Annotated in this window: 14 protein-coding genes; 5 read left to right on the plus strand and 9 right to left on the minus strand. The window is 65.0% G+C overall.

The genetic code is table 11. The annotated features are described in order from the left end of the window. Positions 1–270 precede the first annotated feature (270 nt). The 5 genes from QC821_RS18420 (at position 271) to QC821_RS18440 (ending at position 4,210) form a co-directional block, all read left to right on the plus strand. Positions 271–1,503, plus strand: a complete 1,233-nt coding sequence (locus QC821_RS18420; RefSeq protein WP_309724470.1) for a type II secretion system F family protein — start codon at positions 271–273, stop codon at positions 1,501–1,503. 2 nt (positions 1,504–1,505) lie between these two features. Continuing rightward, positions 1,506–2,360, plus strand: coding sequence for a prepilin peptidase (locus tag QC821_RS18425; RefSeq protein ID WP_309724630.1), 855 nt, complete (start codon positions 1,506–1,508; stop codon positions 2,358–2,360). A gap of 95 nt (positions 2,361–2,455) precedes the next feature. After that, entirely contained in the window at positions 2,456–3,088 is a 633-nt protein-coding gene (coaE, locus tag QC821_RS18430) for a dephospho-CoA kinase (RefSeq protein ID WP_309724472.1), read from the plus strand. Position 3,089: 1 nt separating this feature from the next. Next, positions 3,090–3,332 (plus strand): DNA gyrase inhibitor YacG, encoded by a 243-nt coding sequence (gene yacG, locus QC821_RS18435; protein WP_309724474.1) that lies wholly within the window; start codon positions 3,090–3,092, stop codon positions 3,330–3,332. A 2-nt stretch (positions 3,333–3,334) separates the two neighbouring features. Next, the gene (locus QC821_RS18440; RefSeq protein WP_309724476.1) at positions 3,335–4,210 is read left to right on the plus strand and encodes a DNA replication terminus site-binding protein; all 876 of its coding nucleotides are present in this window, start codon (positions 3,335–3,337) and stop codon (positions 4,208–4,210) included. 101 nt (positions 4,211–4,311) lie between these two features. Here the strand turns inward: QC821_RS18440 and sthA are convergent, their stop codons facing one another. From sthA to QC821_RS18485, 9 genes are all read right to left on the minus strand, one after another. Continuing rightward, the gene (gene sthA / locus QC821_RS18445) at positions 4,312–5,703 is read right to left on the minus strand and encodes a Si-specific NAD(P)(+) transhydrogenase (RefSeq protein WP_309724478.1); all 1,392 of its coding nucleotides are present in this window, start codon (positions 5,701–5,703) and stop codon (positions 4,312–4,314) included. 128 nt (positions 5,704–5,831) lie between these two features. Continuing rightward, entirely contained in the window at positions 5,832–6,086 is a 255-nt protein-coding gene (nqrM, locus tag QC821_RS18450) for a (Na+)-NQR maturation NqrM (RefSeq protein WP_076747544.1), read from the minus strand. A 29-nt stretch (positions 6,087–6,115) separates the two neighbouring features. After that, positions 6,116–6,952, minus strand: coding sequence for an FAD:protein FMN transferase (locus tag QC821_RS18455; protein ID WP_309724481.1), 837 nt, complete (start codon positions 6,950–6,952; stop codon positions 6,116–6,118). After that, complete coding sequence (gene nqrF, locus QC821_RS18460; protein WP_309724483.1) at positions 6,949–8,181, minus strand: NADH:ubiquinone reductase (Na(+)-transporting) subunit F; 1,233 nt, start codon at positions 8,179–8,181, stop codon at positions 6,949–6,951. Before nqrF ends, QC821_RS18455 begins: the two co-directional genes overlap by 4 nt. Positions 8,182–8,253: 72 nt before the next feature. Beyond that, positions 8,254–8,871 carry an NADH:ubiquinone reductase (Na(+)-transporting) subunit E gene (gene nqrE / locus QC821_RS18465; RefSeq protein WP_309724485.1) on the minus strand — a complete coding sequence of 206 codons (618 nt, stop codon included), beginning with the start codon at positions 8,869–8,871 and terminating at the stop codon, positions 8,254–8,256. Between the two features lies 1 nt (position 8,872). Next, on the minus strand, positions 8,873–9,541 hold the full coding sequence (locus tag QC821_RS18470; protein WP_309724487.1) for an NADH:ubiquinone reductase (Na(+)-transporting) subunit D: 669 nt from the start codon (positions 9,539–9,541) through the stop codon (positions 8,873–8,875). Between the two features lie 2 nt (positions 9,542–9,543). Further along, positions 9,544–10,359, minus strand: a complete 816-nt coding sequence (locus QC821_RS18475; RefSeq protein WP_309724488.1) for a Na(+)-translocating NADH-quinone reductase subunit C — start codon at positions 10,357–10,359, stop codon at positions 9,544–9,546. Continuing rightward, positions 10,359–11,585 carry an NADH:ubiquinone reductase (Na(+)-transporting) subunit B gene (locus QC821_RS18480; RefSeq protein ID WP_309724490.1) on the minus strand — a complete coding sequence of 409 codons (1,227 nt, stop codon included), beginning with the start codon at positions 11,583–11,585 and terminating at the stop codon, positions 10,359–10,361. Before QC821_RS18480 ends, QC821_RS18475 begins: the two co-directional genes overlap by 1 nt. Beyond that, positions 11,585–12,937 (minus strand): Na(+)-translocating NADH-quinone reductase subunit A, encoded by a 1,353-nt coding sequence (locus QC821_RS18485; protein WP_309724492.1) that lies wholly within the window; start codon positions 12,935–12,937, stop codon positions 11,585–11,587. The genes QC821_RS18480 and QC821_RS18485 overlap by 1 nt, the downstream gene beginning before the upstream one ends. Between the last annotated feature and the right edge of the window lie 281 nt (positions 12,938–13,218).

Here is a 13,218-nt window from a genome sequence, read left to right on the forward strand (position 1 = left end):
CGAGATGCCGTGTGGTGCCCCATGCACCCAAGATGGCGTTGCAAACTCATCTTGGCACAAGGGGGGACGGGTCCATCCCATTTCCCACACTAAAGAGGGCGCCGAGCAGCAAGCGAGGGACGCTGGCGGTAGGTCGCAGAGGGGGTTCTATGCCAGGGATGGTTTACAGCGCCCCCTCGTAGGCCTACCGCCAGGTAAGTCCCGAGCGGAGGCGGGGGTGGTCCTAATCAACTCGCTGGGCGCTGCAACCTATAACGCAGGGGAACAATAATGGCGACACGACAGCTCAAGGCGCCAACCAAGGTCAAGCTGCACCGTTGGAAGTGGGCCGGCAAGGGCCCCAACGGGCGCAAGGTGCAGGGCGAGATCGTCGCCAGCCAGAAGGCCGAGGTGGAACGCGAACTGGCCGGGCAGAGCATCATCATCAAGAGCGTGCGCCGCAAGAGCTCGCTGTTCGGCGGCATGGGCACGATCAAGTCCCGTGACGTAATGCTGTTCGCCCGCCAGATGGCGACCATGATTCGCGCCGGGGTGCCGGTGCTGCAGGCCTTCCAGGTGGTCGCCGAGAGCCTCAAGAAGCCCGCCATGAGCGCCCTGGTACAGGAGCTGATGAACGAGGTAGCAGCCGGGGCGAGCTTCTCCGAGGCGCTCAAGCGCCATCCCGAGCACTTCGATCGGCTGTTCGCCAACATGGTCGAGGCCGGCGAGCAGTCGGGCTCGCTGGACCGCATGCTGGAGCGGGTGGCGACCTACAAGGAGAAGGTCGAGTCGCTCAAGGGGCGGGTCAAGAAGGCGCTCTACTACCCGATCGCGGTCATCACTGTGGCCATCGGCGTCACCGCGCTGCTGCTGATCAAGGTAGTACCGCAGTTCGAGAGCCTGTTCCGCGGTTTCGGCGCCGAGCTGCCGGCGATGACGCGCATGACCATTACGCTCTCCGAGTTTGCCCAGGCCTACTGGCTGTGGGGCATCGTCATCGCGGTGGGGACGGTAGTCGGTATCCGCCAGGGCATGAAGCGCTCCGAGGCCTTCGCCTACCGCATGCACGCCCTGTCGCTGCGGATTCCGGTGATTGGCGACATACTCGACAAGTCGTGCGTGGCGCGCTACTCGCGCACCCTGGCCACCACCTTCGGCGCCGGGGTGCCGCTGGTCGAGTCGCTGGAGACCGCCGCCGGCGCCGCCGGCAACAAGGTCTACGAGCGCGCCGTACTGCAGGTGCGCGACGACGTTGCCACCGGCCAGCAGCTCTACTTTGCCATGCGCCTCACCGAGCGCTTCCCGCCGCTGGCCGTGCAGATGGTCAGCATCGGCGAGGAGGCCGGCTCGCTGGACGCCATGCTCAACCGCGTGGCCGACTACTACGAGGAGGAGGTCGACAACAAGGTAGACGCCCTCACCTCGCTGCTAGAGCCGTTCATCATCGTGGTCCTCGGCGTGCTGGTGGGCGGCCTGGTAGTCTCGATGTACCTGCCGATCTTCGAACTGGGGAGTGTACTTTGAGCGTGACGCTAGACCTTCCAGCCGCGGTGCTCTGGCCGCTGGCCGCTCTGCTCGGGCTGTGCCTGGGCAGTTTTCTCAACGTGGTGATCACCCGCCTGCCGGTGATGCTGATGCAGGGCTGGCGGGCCGAGGCGCTGGATGCCCTGGAGCAGCAGCCGGAGGCAGTGCCGCGCTTCAACCTGCTGACGCCGCGCTCGCAGTGCCCCGGCTGCGGCCAGCCGATTGCCTGGCACGACAACATCCCGCTGCTCGGCTATCTCAAGCGCCGCGGGCGCTGCGCCGGCTGCAACGGACGGATCAGTCCGCAGTACCCGCTGATCGAGCTGGCCGGGGCGATACTGACGCTCGCCGCAGTAGCGCTGTACGGCGCCAGCCTGGCCGGGCTGTTCATCGTCGGCGCCTGCCTGACGCTGCTGGCGCTGGCGGTGATCGACCTGCGCACCCAGCTGCTGCCCGACATCGTGACCCTGCCGCTGCTATGGGCAGGGCTGCTCTACCAGTTGCTGTTCCAGCCGCTGCTGCTGCCCAGCGCGGTGATCGGGGCGATGCTCGGCTATCTCGCACTGTGGAGCTTCTACTGGCTGTTCAAGCTGGTCACCGGCAAGGAGGGCATGGGCTACGGCGACTTCAAGCTGCTCGCCGCACTCGGTGCCTGGCTAGGCTGGCAGTACCTGCCGCTGCTGCTGATCCTGTCTGCCGGGGTCGGCGCGCTGATCGGCATCGCACTGCAGCTGGCGCTGCCCAAGCTGCGCGGCGCGCCTATGCCGTTCGGCCCCTTCCTGGCCATGGCCGGCTGGATCGCCCTGCTGATGGGCGAGCCGCTGATGGCGTTCTATATCGGGATCGTCGGTGTCTAGTGCTGCGCCCCCGCCGGGGTGGCCACTGGTGACCGCGAATCAGGGGCCGTTTATGCTTGGGCGGAGCTGAACGTGGACAACTGGCGGGAGCATTCATGAGCCTTTGCGTAGGCGTTACCGGCGGCATTGCCTCCGGCAAGTCGAGCGTGGCGCGGGCCTTTGCCGAGCACGGTATCCCTTGGGTGGACGCCGACGATGTAGCCCGCGACGTGGTCGAGCCCGGCGAGCCGGCGCTCGAAGAGATCGCCGAGCGTTTCGGCCCGCGGGTGCTGGAGGACGACGGCCGCCTGAACCGCCGCGCGCTTCGTGAGATCGTGTTCCAGGATGCCGACGAGCGACGCTGGCTGGAGTCGGTGACCCATCCGCGTATCCGCGAGCGCCTGGTGGCACGGCTGGCGGAGATGGCAGAGAGCCCGGCGCCCTATCATCTGCTGGTCTCGCCGCTGCTGTTCGAGTCGGGCCAGGCGGCGCTTACCGACCGCACCCTGGTGATCGATGTGCCAGAAGCAGTGCAGGTCGCGCGCACCGCGGCACGCGACGGCGTCGACGAGGCTCAGGCCAAGGCCATCGTCGCCGCCCAGCTGCCGCGCACCGAACGCCTGGCCCGCGGCGACGATATCCTCGACAATGGGGGGGATCTCGCGGCGCTGACCCAGCGCGTCGCCGAGCTAGACCGCTACTATCGACAACTGTGTCGGCAACTCGCCAACGACTTACCACGGAAGTGACATGAGCCAGCGTCAGACCCCATCACGCCCTCTCGAGGTTCCCTGCCCTCGCTGCCAGACGCCGGTGGCCTGGGTGGAGGAGAATCTATTCCGCCCGTTCTGCTCAGAGCGCTGTAAGCTGATCGACCTCGGCGCTTGGGCCGACGGCAGCCACCGTATCGCCGGCGAGCCGGCGATGGACGAGACCGAGATCGATGAGATGATCATGCGCGCCGAGCGCGGCGACACAGGCCGAGACGACTAGCCGTGGCCGCTCGCCCACCCACCGAGTACCGCCTGCTGGCCGAGCTTGAGGCGGCATTCGATCGGCTGATCGAGCGGGTCGAGGGGCTGTGCGAGGTGTATCGCCAGGCACCGGGAACGGCCTGGGCGCTGCACACCCCGACACCTGACGCCGAGTGGCTGCGCCGTGTACTGCTGGATTTCTGGTATCAGGACGGCCAGGACGGTCGCGCCACGCGTAGCCACGTGGGGCTGGTGGCCGCCAATCAGACGCTGCTCGACGAAGTGGCCAGGGTCAATGCCGCCAAGGCGGCGTTTGCCGAGCTGCTGGCGGAGATCCGTGCCAAAGCGGCGAGCCTGGTCCCCGAGCTCAAGGCAGTGCTGCCGTTTCGCCATCCGGCGCTGCATAGCCACCTACGCGGTCAGGGCCTGGCGCGGCTGCAGCTCAAGCAGTGCTGGCGGGCAATTCCGGTCGCCGATGCGCCGCTGGCGCGGGTGCGCCTGGCGTGGTATTCGAGCGGGCGCTCGATCAAGAAGCTGAGCGTGAGCGACGCCGAGCAAAAACTGCTGGCGCTGGACAGCGAGGCGTCCCACGTACGCATTCAACTCCGGCGCCTGGCGGGGATTCCCAGCGCCGAGCCGCTGGCCCAGGTGCAGAAGCAGGCGCCGTTGATGCGCGCCAACCTGTTCTTCGCCGAGCCGCTGGCCGACGGCCGCAGCCGCCGCGCCACGAACGTCGCCCTGCCGCTGTTCATTCCTAGCCACGACGGCCGCCTGCCCGACTACAATCTGCCGCCCTTGGCGCCGCTTGAAAAGCGCACCCGAGCCAGGCGCAGCGACGAGAAGCTCGAGGACGAGGTGTTTCTGCCCAGCCTGCGGGTGTATCGCTACCGCGGCTGACTCGCCCCCAACCCCATCGCGACTGAAGTCGCTCCTACATTGGCCTTGGCGCCATTCGCCGTAGGAGCGAATTCATTCGCGATTGCAGCGCGCAGCGCTGCCTAGAACAGCCGGTTGAGGCCGTTCTGGGCGGCGACGCGGTAGGCTTCGGCCATGGTCGGGTAGTTGAAGGTTGTGTTGATGAAGTACTTGAGGGTATTCGCTTCACCGGGCTGCTGCATGATCGCCTGGCCGATATGCACGATCTCCGAGGCCTGGTCACCAAAGCAGTGGATGCCAAGGATCTCGAGGGTGTCGCGGTGGAAGAGGATCTTGAGCATGCCCACGGTGTCGCCGGTGATCTGGGCGCGGGCGGTATCCTTGAAGAACGCCTGGGCGACTTCGTAGGGCACCTTGGCGTCGGTCAGCTCGCGCTCGTTCTTGCCCACCGAGCTGATCTCGGGAATGGTATAGATGCCGGTGGGCACGTCGTCGACGAAGCGGAAGTCGGCGTCGAGCAGGTCGTCGCTGGCGTTGCGACCCTGGTCATAGGCGGCGCTGGCCAGGCTCGGCCAGCCGATCACGTCGCCCACCGCGTAGATGTGCGGGAGGGCGGTGCGGTAGTGGTTGTCGACCTGCAGCTGACCGCGGCCGTTGGCCTTCAGGCCGATGTTCTCGAGGCCCAGCTGGTCGGTATTACCGGTGCGGCCGTTGGCCCACAGGAAGGCGTCGGCGCGCAGCCGCTTGCCCGACTTGAGGTGCACCACCACGCCGGACTCGTCGCCTTCGATGCGCTCGTAATCCTCGTTGTGGCGCACCAGCACGCCGTTCTGGCGCAGGTGATAGGAGAGCGCGTCGGAGATCTCGTCGTCGAGGAACGACAGCAGGCGGTCACGGGAGTCGATCAGGTCGACCTTGACGCCGAGCCCGGAGAAGATCGAGGCGTATTCGCTGCCGATGACGCCGGCGCCGAAGATGATCAGGGTGCGCGGAGTGTGCGACAGGCCGAGCACGGTGTCGGAGCAGTAGATGCGCGGGTGGCGGAAGTTGACGTCGGCCGGCCGGTAGGGACGCGAGCCGGTGGCGATGACGATCTTCTGGGCACAGATCTCCTCGACGCCTTCGTGGTCGTCGCGTATCACCAGGGTGTGCTCGTCCTTGAAGCGCGCCACGCCGAAGAACAGGTCGATGCGGTTACGGGCATAGAAGCGGGTGCGCATCTCGACCTGCTGGTCGATGGTGACCCGGGAGCGTTCGAGTACCTTGGGGAAGGAGAACCAGCGCGGCTCGCCGATATCGCGGAACATGCGGTTGGTGTTGAACTGCATGATCTGCTTGACCTGATGGCGCAGCGCCTTGGAGGGGATGGTGCCCCAGTGGGTGCAGTTGCCGCCCACCGCCTGCTGCTTCTCGATCACGGCCACGCGCTTGCCATGCTTGGCGGCGTTGATGGCGGCACTCTCGCCGGACGGGCCGGTGCCGATCACCACTACGTCGTAGTTGTGGACTGCCATGTGCTGTCGCGTCTCCTTTCCCCTGAATGTGTTATTGCCTCGGCGCCACTCCCTGTAGGAGCGAATTCATTCGCGATCTGTGGGAGCCAATTCATTCGCGATGGCAGCGCGCGGCGCTGCCGGCAGGACTAGCGGCGAACTGCGTTGTAGCCGAGGTCGGCGCCGCGGCTCTCATCACCGCGACGGCGGGCGCTGCCGCGCTTGCGGTTCTCTTCCTCGCAGACCTCGTCCTTGCCGCCGCAGACTTCGCAGCCGTCTTTCATGCCGATGTTATTGAGCCCGCCGCAGGAGCCAGCAATCGGCTTGCGTCCGAGGATCACGCCGATGGCCATGGCAGCCATCAGCAGCAGCATGAAACCGAATACCAGTAACCAGATTGTCATCGTTCCTCCTGAGTGCCCTCGTGGGGCGACTAATCGCCAAGGTAAGGCGTCATGGCCGGGCTGATGCGTACATCGTAGCCTGTCTGGGCTGTGACAATGAAATAGGCGGCAATGCTCCGCCGCTCGGCCAGGGCCAGCGCCGCCTGAGGTGTCATGCGTAGCAGCCAGCTGGCCCAGGCGGCGGCCTCCAGCGCCGTGGTGGCCAGCACGCTGACCTCGACGACCCGCTCGCTGCCGTTGGCCAGCCACCAGCCGGCGGGGGTTTCGGCGCTGCCGGCAAGCCCCAGCCAGCGGTCGCGGAAGTCGCCCGCAGTGGCCAGAGCCAGGTCGTCGATGGCCAAGCGGCGTACCTCGGAGGCGCCGAAATCGGTGGGCTGTTCGAGGGCCAGCTGCCAGGGGCGTCGCCCGGCCTGGGTGCCCCGCGCGCGCACGTCACCACCCACCTCGAGGAAGTAGCGCGCCTCGCCCTGGGCATCCAGCCAGCTGGCCAGGCCGTCGATCAGCCAGGCGTGGGCCAGGCCCCGATGCGCCCGCGAAAACGCTGCGCCAGATACGCCAGGCGCGCTGGTCAGCGCTGCATCGAGCAGGGTGATGTGGTCGAGAAACGCCGCATGCTGGCGTTCAAAGCGTGCCAGTTCACTCTGTATGCCGACTTCGAGGGACCTTGCGTCGGCGCCGGAATCGGCATACAGGGTGAAATGGTATCCGTAGTCCAGGGCCGCGCCCTGCACGTCGAGCCGCTGGCTGCCGCTATCGCGGCACCCCGCCAGGGCAGTGGCCATCATGGCCAGCCCCAGCAGGGCCGAGATGAACAGGGCTGGCCCGCGGGCCAGCCCTGTGAGTCGCCGTGAGGCGACGCCGATCATCCGCCGAAGTCATCCAGCATGATGTTCTCGGGCTCTACCCCCATGTCGAGCAGCAGCTTGATCACCGAGGCGTTCATCATCGGCGGCCCGCACATGTAGTACTCGCAGTCCTCGGGCGCCGGGTGGTCCTTGAGGTACTTCTCGTAGAGCACGTTGTGGATGAAGCCGGTGGGGCCTTCCCAGTTGTCTTCCGGCAGTGGGTCGGAAAGCGCCAGATGCCACTCGAAGTTGTCGAACTCCTCGGCCAGCTGGTCGTACTCTTCGTTGTAGAAGGTCTCGCGCCAGGAGCGCGCGCCGTACCAGAAGGAGATCTTGCGCGTCGACTTGAGGCGCTTGAGCTGGTCGAAGATGTGGCTGCGCATCGGCGCCATGCCGGCACCGCCGCCGACGAAGACCATCTCGGCGTCGGAATCCTTGGCGAAGAACTCACCGAAGGGCCCCATCACCTGGACCTTGTCGCCCGGCTTCAGGTTGAAGACGTAGGTCGACATGATGCCCGGCGGGTGGTTGGTGCCGGGAGGCGGCGTGGCGATACGGATGTTGAACTTGAGGATACCCACTTCTTCGGGGTAGTTGGCCATCGAGTAGGCGCGGATGGTCTCCTCGGGGTTCTTGTGCGATATCTTGAACAGGTCGAACTTGTCCCAGTCACCGCGATACTCCTCTTCGATATCGAAGTCGGAGAACTTGATGTCGTAGGGCGGCGCGACCAGCTGCACGTAGCCGCCGGCCCGGAAGTCGACGTTCTCGCCTTCCGGCAGCTTGAGGTTGAGCTCCTTGATGAAGGTGGCGACGTTGGGGTTGGAGATGACCTCGCACTCCCACTGCTTGACGCCGAAGACCTCCTCGGGCACCTCGACCTTCATGTCCTGCTTGACCGGCACCTGACAGGAGAGCCTCCAGCCCTCCTTCTTTTCACGCATGGTGAAGGCCGACTCTTCGGTGGGCAGGATCGAGCCGCCGCCCTCTTCCACGCGGCACTTGCACTGGGCGCAGGAGCCGCCGCCGCCGCACGCCGACGACAGGAAGATGCCGTTGGCGGCCAGGGTGTTAAGCAGCTTGCCGCCGGCCTGGGTGGTCAAGGTGTGCTCGGGGTCACCGTTGACCTCGATGGTCACGTCCCCGCTGCTGACGAGCTTGCTGCGCGCCGCCAGGATCACCAGCGTCAATGCGATGACGATAATGGTGAACATGACTACGCCGAGCAAGATGACAGTTATATCAACCATGTCGGGTTCCTATTTCAATCGTTGCCTTGTCACGTGGGGCATGCCGGGCGGCGCTGCCACCCGGCACGCGACTTATAGCTGGATGCCGGAGAACGACATGAAGCCGAGCGACATCAGGCCCACGGTGATGAAGGTAATGCCCAGGCCCTGCAGGCCGCCGGGCACGTCGCTGTACTTGAGCTTCTCGCGGATGCCGGCCAGGGCGGTGATCGCCAGCGCCCAGCCGAAGCCAGCACCGGCGCCGTAGACCACCGACTCGCCGAAGGTGTAGTTACGCTCGACCATGAACAGTACGCCACCCAGGATCGCGCAGTTCACGGTGATCAGCGGCAGGAACACGCCCAGCGCGTTATAGAGCGCGGGCACGTACTTGTCGAGGAACATCTCGATGATCTGCACCAGGGCGGCGATCACGCCGATGTAGCTGAGCAGCCCGAGGAACGACAGGTCGATGTTCTCGGCGCCAGCGATGCCGGTCCAGGTCAATGCCCCTTCGGCGAGGAGGTAATTGAGCACCAGGTTGTTGACCGGCACGGTGATGGTGAGTACGACCACCACCGCCACGCCGAGGCCGAACGACGAGGAGACCTTCTTGGATACCGCCAGGAAGGTGCACATGCCGAGGAAGAACGCCAGCGCCATGTTTTCGACGAACACCGAGGCGATGAACAGGCTCAGATAGTGTTCCATGTTACACGGCCTCCTTGGGTTCGGTGTTGTGCTTCATCTTGAACTCGTTCTCTTCGATCTGCTCCGGATAGGCCTCGCGGATCACCCAGATCATCAGGCCGATGATGAAGAACGCCGAGGGCGGCAGCAGCATCAGGCCGTTGGGTACATACCAGCCGCCATCCTGCACCGGTGCGAGGATGGTGAAGCCGAACACGCTGCCGGAGCCGAACAGCTCGCGGAAGAAGCCCACTACCATCAGCACCACACCGTAGCCCAGGCCGTTGCCGATGCCGTCGATGAACGACATCTTGGGGCTGTTCTGCATGGCGAAGCCCTCGGCGCGGCCAAGGATGATGCAGTTGGTGATGATCAGCCCGACGAACACCGACAGCTGCTGGGACATCTGGTAGGCGAAGGCGCGCAGCACCTGGTCGACCACGATAACCAGCGAGGCGATGATGGTCACCTGCACGATGATGCGGATCGACGACGGAATGTGGGCGCGAATCAGCGACACGAACAGGTTCGAGAACGCACACACGAACACCACCGCCAGGGTCATGACCAGCGACACGCTCATGCTGGTGGTGACCGCCAGTGCCGAGCAGACCCCGAGGATCTGCAGGGCGATGGGGTTGTTCTTGAACAGAGGCGTTATCAGAACGCCTTTGGTGGAATCAGCAGCCATGATCAAGCTCCCTCTTCTTCGATGTCGACGTCGGCGTCCTGGGCCTCTTCGAGGCTGATGCCATCGCGGAAGCGCGCCAGGTATTCACCGAAGCCTTCCGGGCTAAGCCAGAACTGCAGCATGTTGGTCACCCCGTTGGCGGTCAGGGTGGCACCGGACAGGCCGTCGACTTCATAGTCGCCGCTGCCGCTGCCGCGGGCCACGCGAATGGCCGGATTAAGGCTACCCTCTTCGTCGTATATCCGCTTGCCTTCCCACTGCGCCTGCCAGCGCGGGTTGTTGACCTCGGCGCCAAGCCCCGGGGTCTCGCTGTGCTCATAGTAGGTGATGCCGACGATGGTGTTGCCGTCGCCCTGAATCGACATGTAGCCGCGCATCAGCCCCCACAGACCCTGGCCACGGATCGGCACAATGATCTGGTCGGGATTGTCGCCATCACCCACCAGGTAAACGGTGGCGTAGTTCTCCTGGCGGCTGAGGCCGGCGATGTCGCGATCACCCGACAGGGTGCGCGAGGACGCCGGATCGCGAGCGGCCTGGAAGTGATCGAAGGTGTCAGGATCGAACTCATCGGTGTACTCACCGGTGCGCAGATCCACCACGCGGGGCTCGATCTCGGCGAAGGCCGCTTCCACGTCCATGCCGCGCTCGTAGAGGTTGGCGACGCGCAGGATGTTGGTCTTGCGGTCGAGCTCCTCGTTGAGCGCCTGCATCGGACGCAGCGCCACCGCGGCGGTGGAGACCACCACCGAGCAGACGATGCACAGCGCGAACGCCACGATCAGGATCTTCTTGATGGAGTTATTGCTCTGTGCCATCAGGCAGTCTCCTCGGCCGGCGCACCAACGCGCTGCTGACGGCGCTTGATGTTGGCCTGAACAAAGATGTGGTCGATCAGCGGAGCGAACAGGTTGGCGAACAGGATCGCCAGCATGATGCCCTCGGGGAACGCCGGGTTGACCACGCGAATCAGCACGGTCATCACGCCGATCAGTGCGCCGAAGATCAGACGCCCCTGGTTGGTCATGGAGGCCGACACCGGGTCAGTGGCCATGAACACCATGCCGAAGGCGAAGCCGCCAATCACCAGGTGCCAGTACCACGGCATGGCGAACATCGGATTGGTGTCGGAACCGATCAAGTTGAACAGCGAACTGGTCGCGACCATGCCGAGGAACACCCCGAGCATGATTCGCCACGAGGCGATTCGCGTCCATAGCAAGACTGCAGCACCAATGAAGATCGCCAGCGTCGAGACCTCACCCACCGAGCCGGGGATGAAGCCGAAGAAGGCGTCCCACCAGCTGAACTGGGTAGTCAGGCTGGCCATGCCCTCCTGGAAGGCGATCGACAGCGCGGTGGCGCCGGTGTAGCCGTCGGCTGCGACCCATACTGCGTCACCGGAGATCTGCGCCGGGTAGGCAAAGTAGAGGAAGGCGCGGCCGGTCAACGCAGGGTTGAGGAAGTTCTTGCCGGTACCGCCGAAGATCTCCTTGCCGATCACGATGCCGAAGGTGATGCCCAGCGCCACCTGCCACAGCGGGATGGTGGCCGGCAGGATCAGCGCATACAGCACCGAAGTGACGAAGAAGCCTTCGTTGACCTCGTGGCCGCGCTTGACTGCGAACAGCACTTCCCAGAAACCGCCCACGGCGAAGGTCACCAGGTAGATGGGCAGGAAGTAGGTCGCGCCGAGCACGAAGTTGGCCCACAGGCTGCCCGGATCATGGCCGCTGGCGAGCAGCATCATGATCGCCTCGCGCCAGCCAGCCATCGACTCGTAGCCGCCGGCGATGGCGGTGTTGGCCTGCCAGCCGGCGTTCCACATGCCGAAGAACATCGCCGGGAAGGTACACATCCAGACGGTGATCATGATGCGCTTGAGGTCGACGCCATCGCGCACGTGCGCCGTGGTCTTGGTCACGCTGGGCGGCGCGTAGAAGATGGTGTCGACGGCTTCGTACAGCGGATAGAACTTCTCGTACTTGCCGCCCTTGTGGAAGTGCGGCTCGAGATTGTCGAGTGTCTGTCGGATACCCATCATCAAGCCTCTTTCTCGATCGTGGTGAGATTGTCGCGCAGGATGGGACCGTACTCGTACTTGCCGGGGCACACGTAGGTGCACAGCGCGAGGTCTTCCTCATCCAGTTCCAGACAACCGAGCTGCATGGCGGTCTCGATGTCACCGACGATCAATGAACGCAGCAGCTGAGTGGGCAGGATATCCAGTGGCATCACTGTCTCGTAGGCGCCCACCGGGACCATGGCGCGCTCGGAGCCATTGGTCGAGGTGTCAGGCGCATAGTTCGACAGGCCAAGGACCTTGGAGACATAGATACCCAGCACCGAATGACGGTTGGCACCCGGCGACAACCAGCCCATGAAGGCGCGCTTGTTGCCCTCCTCGAGCAGGCTGACCTGATTGTGGAAACGCCCCAGGTAGCGCAGCGCTCCCTCGCAGGTAGAGCCGGAGAATACCGAACCGGAAATGACGCGAGTGTCATCGGGGTTGACCACTTCACCAGCGAGCAGTTCCTCGCTGCTGGCACCCACCCGGGTGCGCAGCAGGCGAGGATTCTCGGCGCGCGGGCCGCCCAGGGCGACCACGCGGCTGACATCCAGGACGCCCTGGGCAAACAGCTTGCCGAAGGCGATCACATCCTGATAGCCGATGTGCCAGACCTGCTTGTGCAGGGCCACCGGCGACAGATAGTGGATATGGGTACCCACCAGGCCGGCGGGATGCGGGCCAGCGAACTGCTCGACTTGCACGCCGTCGACATCGCTGCCGGGCAGCTTGGCATCGGCGCCGGTACACAGGAACACCTTGCCTTCTGTCAGGCGCGTCAGCACCTTGAGGCCGTGCTCGAACGCCTCGGGCTGCTCGTTGATCACCAGCGCCGGGTCGCCGGCCAGCGGATGGGTATCCACGGCGGTGACAAAGATATTCTCGGGCGTGGCGTCGAGGGCCGGGGTACGGGAATAGGGGCGCGTGCGCAGCGCGGTCCAGAGGCCGGACTCGACCAGCTGGTCGACCACCACCTGGCGCTCCAGGCCGTCGAGCTTGTCGGCACCGTGGGCGGTGAACTCGACGCGCTCCTCGTTGCCTTCGGCGACCTTGATCACCACCGACAGCAGGCGGCGCTTTTCGCCGCGGTTGATAGCCACCACCTCACCAGCCGCCGGCGCGGTGAAGCGCACGCCGTCGATCTTCTTGTCGGTGAAGAGTAGCTGGCCCAGCTTGACGCTGTCCCCCTCCCGGACCTCCATGGTCGGCTTCATGCCAACGTAGTCGGTACCCAGGACTGCCACGTGGCGCACCGCGCGCGCATCCTCGATGCGCTGCTCGGGCACCCCGGTGATGGGGAGATCCAGGCCTTTTTTGACTTCGATCATAGTCTCGCCCAGTTAGGATCTGATGTGGAAGGAAAGGGGTTCGACGGACGCACGCGCCAGCACGGCTTGCGCCGGCCGCTCGTCACGGACTTCGAATTCTTTTCTTATCAGAAGGTTGCCAGTTCGACCCGAGCTCACTCGAGTCGTGCCAAAAATCCTGAGTATTATAAAGAGATACGCAGCGAAAGGCCACCGGCGAGAGGGCGCAAAACGGCCCGCCGAAGGTCTCGACGGGCCGTGCAGAAGCGTGGCGATGGCGCTGGGCGGCCCCGCCCAGCGGC

It is taken from the genome of Franzmannia qiaohouensis, from assembly GCF_031451695.1.
Taxonomy (GTDB): Bacteria; Pseudomonadota; Gammaproteobacteria; order Pseudomonadales; family Halomonadaceae; genus Franzmannia; species Franzmannia qiaohouensis.

Coding starts and splice junctions, on each gene's coding strand:
- QC821_RS18420 (WP_309724470.1), top strand. CDS start 271: ATGGCGACACGACAGCTCAAGGCGCCAACCAAGGTCAAGCTGCACCGT.
- coaE (WP_309724472.1), top strand. CDS start 2,456: ATGAGCCTTTGCGTAGGCGTTACCGGCGGCATTGCCTCCGGCAAGTCG.
- yacG (WP_309724474.1), top strand. CDS start 3,090: ATGAGCCAGCGTCAGACCCCATCACGCCCTCTCGAGGTTCCCTGCCCT.
- sthA (WP_309724478.1), bottom strand. CDS start 5,703: ATGGCAGTCCACAACTACGACGTAGTGGTGATCGGCACCGGCCCGTCC.
- nqrM (WP_076747544.1), bottom strand. CDS start 6,086: ATGACAATCTGGTTACTGGTATTCGGTTTCATGCTGCTGCTGATGGCT.
- QC821_RS18455 (WP_309724481.1), bottom strand. CDS start 6,952: ATGATCGGCGTCGCCTCACGGCGACTCACAGGGCTGGCCCGCGGGCCA.
- nqrF (WP_309724483.1), bottom strand. CDS start 8,181: ATGGTTGATATAACTGTCATCTTGCTCGGCGTAGTCATGTTCACCATT.
- nqrE (WP_309724485.1), bottom strand. CDS start 8,871: ATGGAACACTATCTGAGCCTGTTCATCGCCTCGGTGTTCGTCGAAAAC.
- QC821_RS18470 (WP_309724487.1), bottom strand. CDS start 9,541: ATGGCTGCTGATTCCACCAAAGGCGTTCTGATAACGCCTCTGTTCAAG.
- QC821_RS18475 (WP_309724488.1), bottom strand. CDS start 10,359: ATGGCACAGAGCAATAACTCCATCAAGAAGATCCTGATCGTGGCGTTC.
- QC821_RS18480 (WP_309724490.1), bottom strand. CDS start 11,585: ATGATGGGTATCCGACAGACACTCGACAATCTCGAGCCGCACTTCCAC.
- QC821_RS18485 (WP_309724492.1), bottom strand. CDS start 12,937: ATGATCGAAGTCAAAAAAGGCCTGGATCTCCCCATCACCGGGGTGCCC.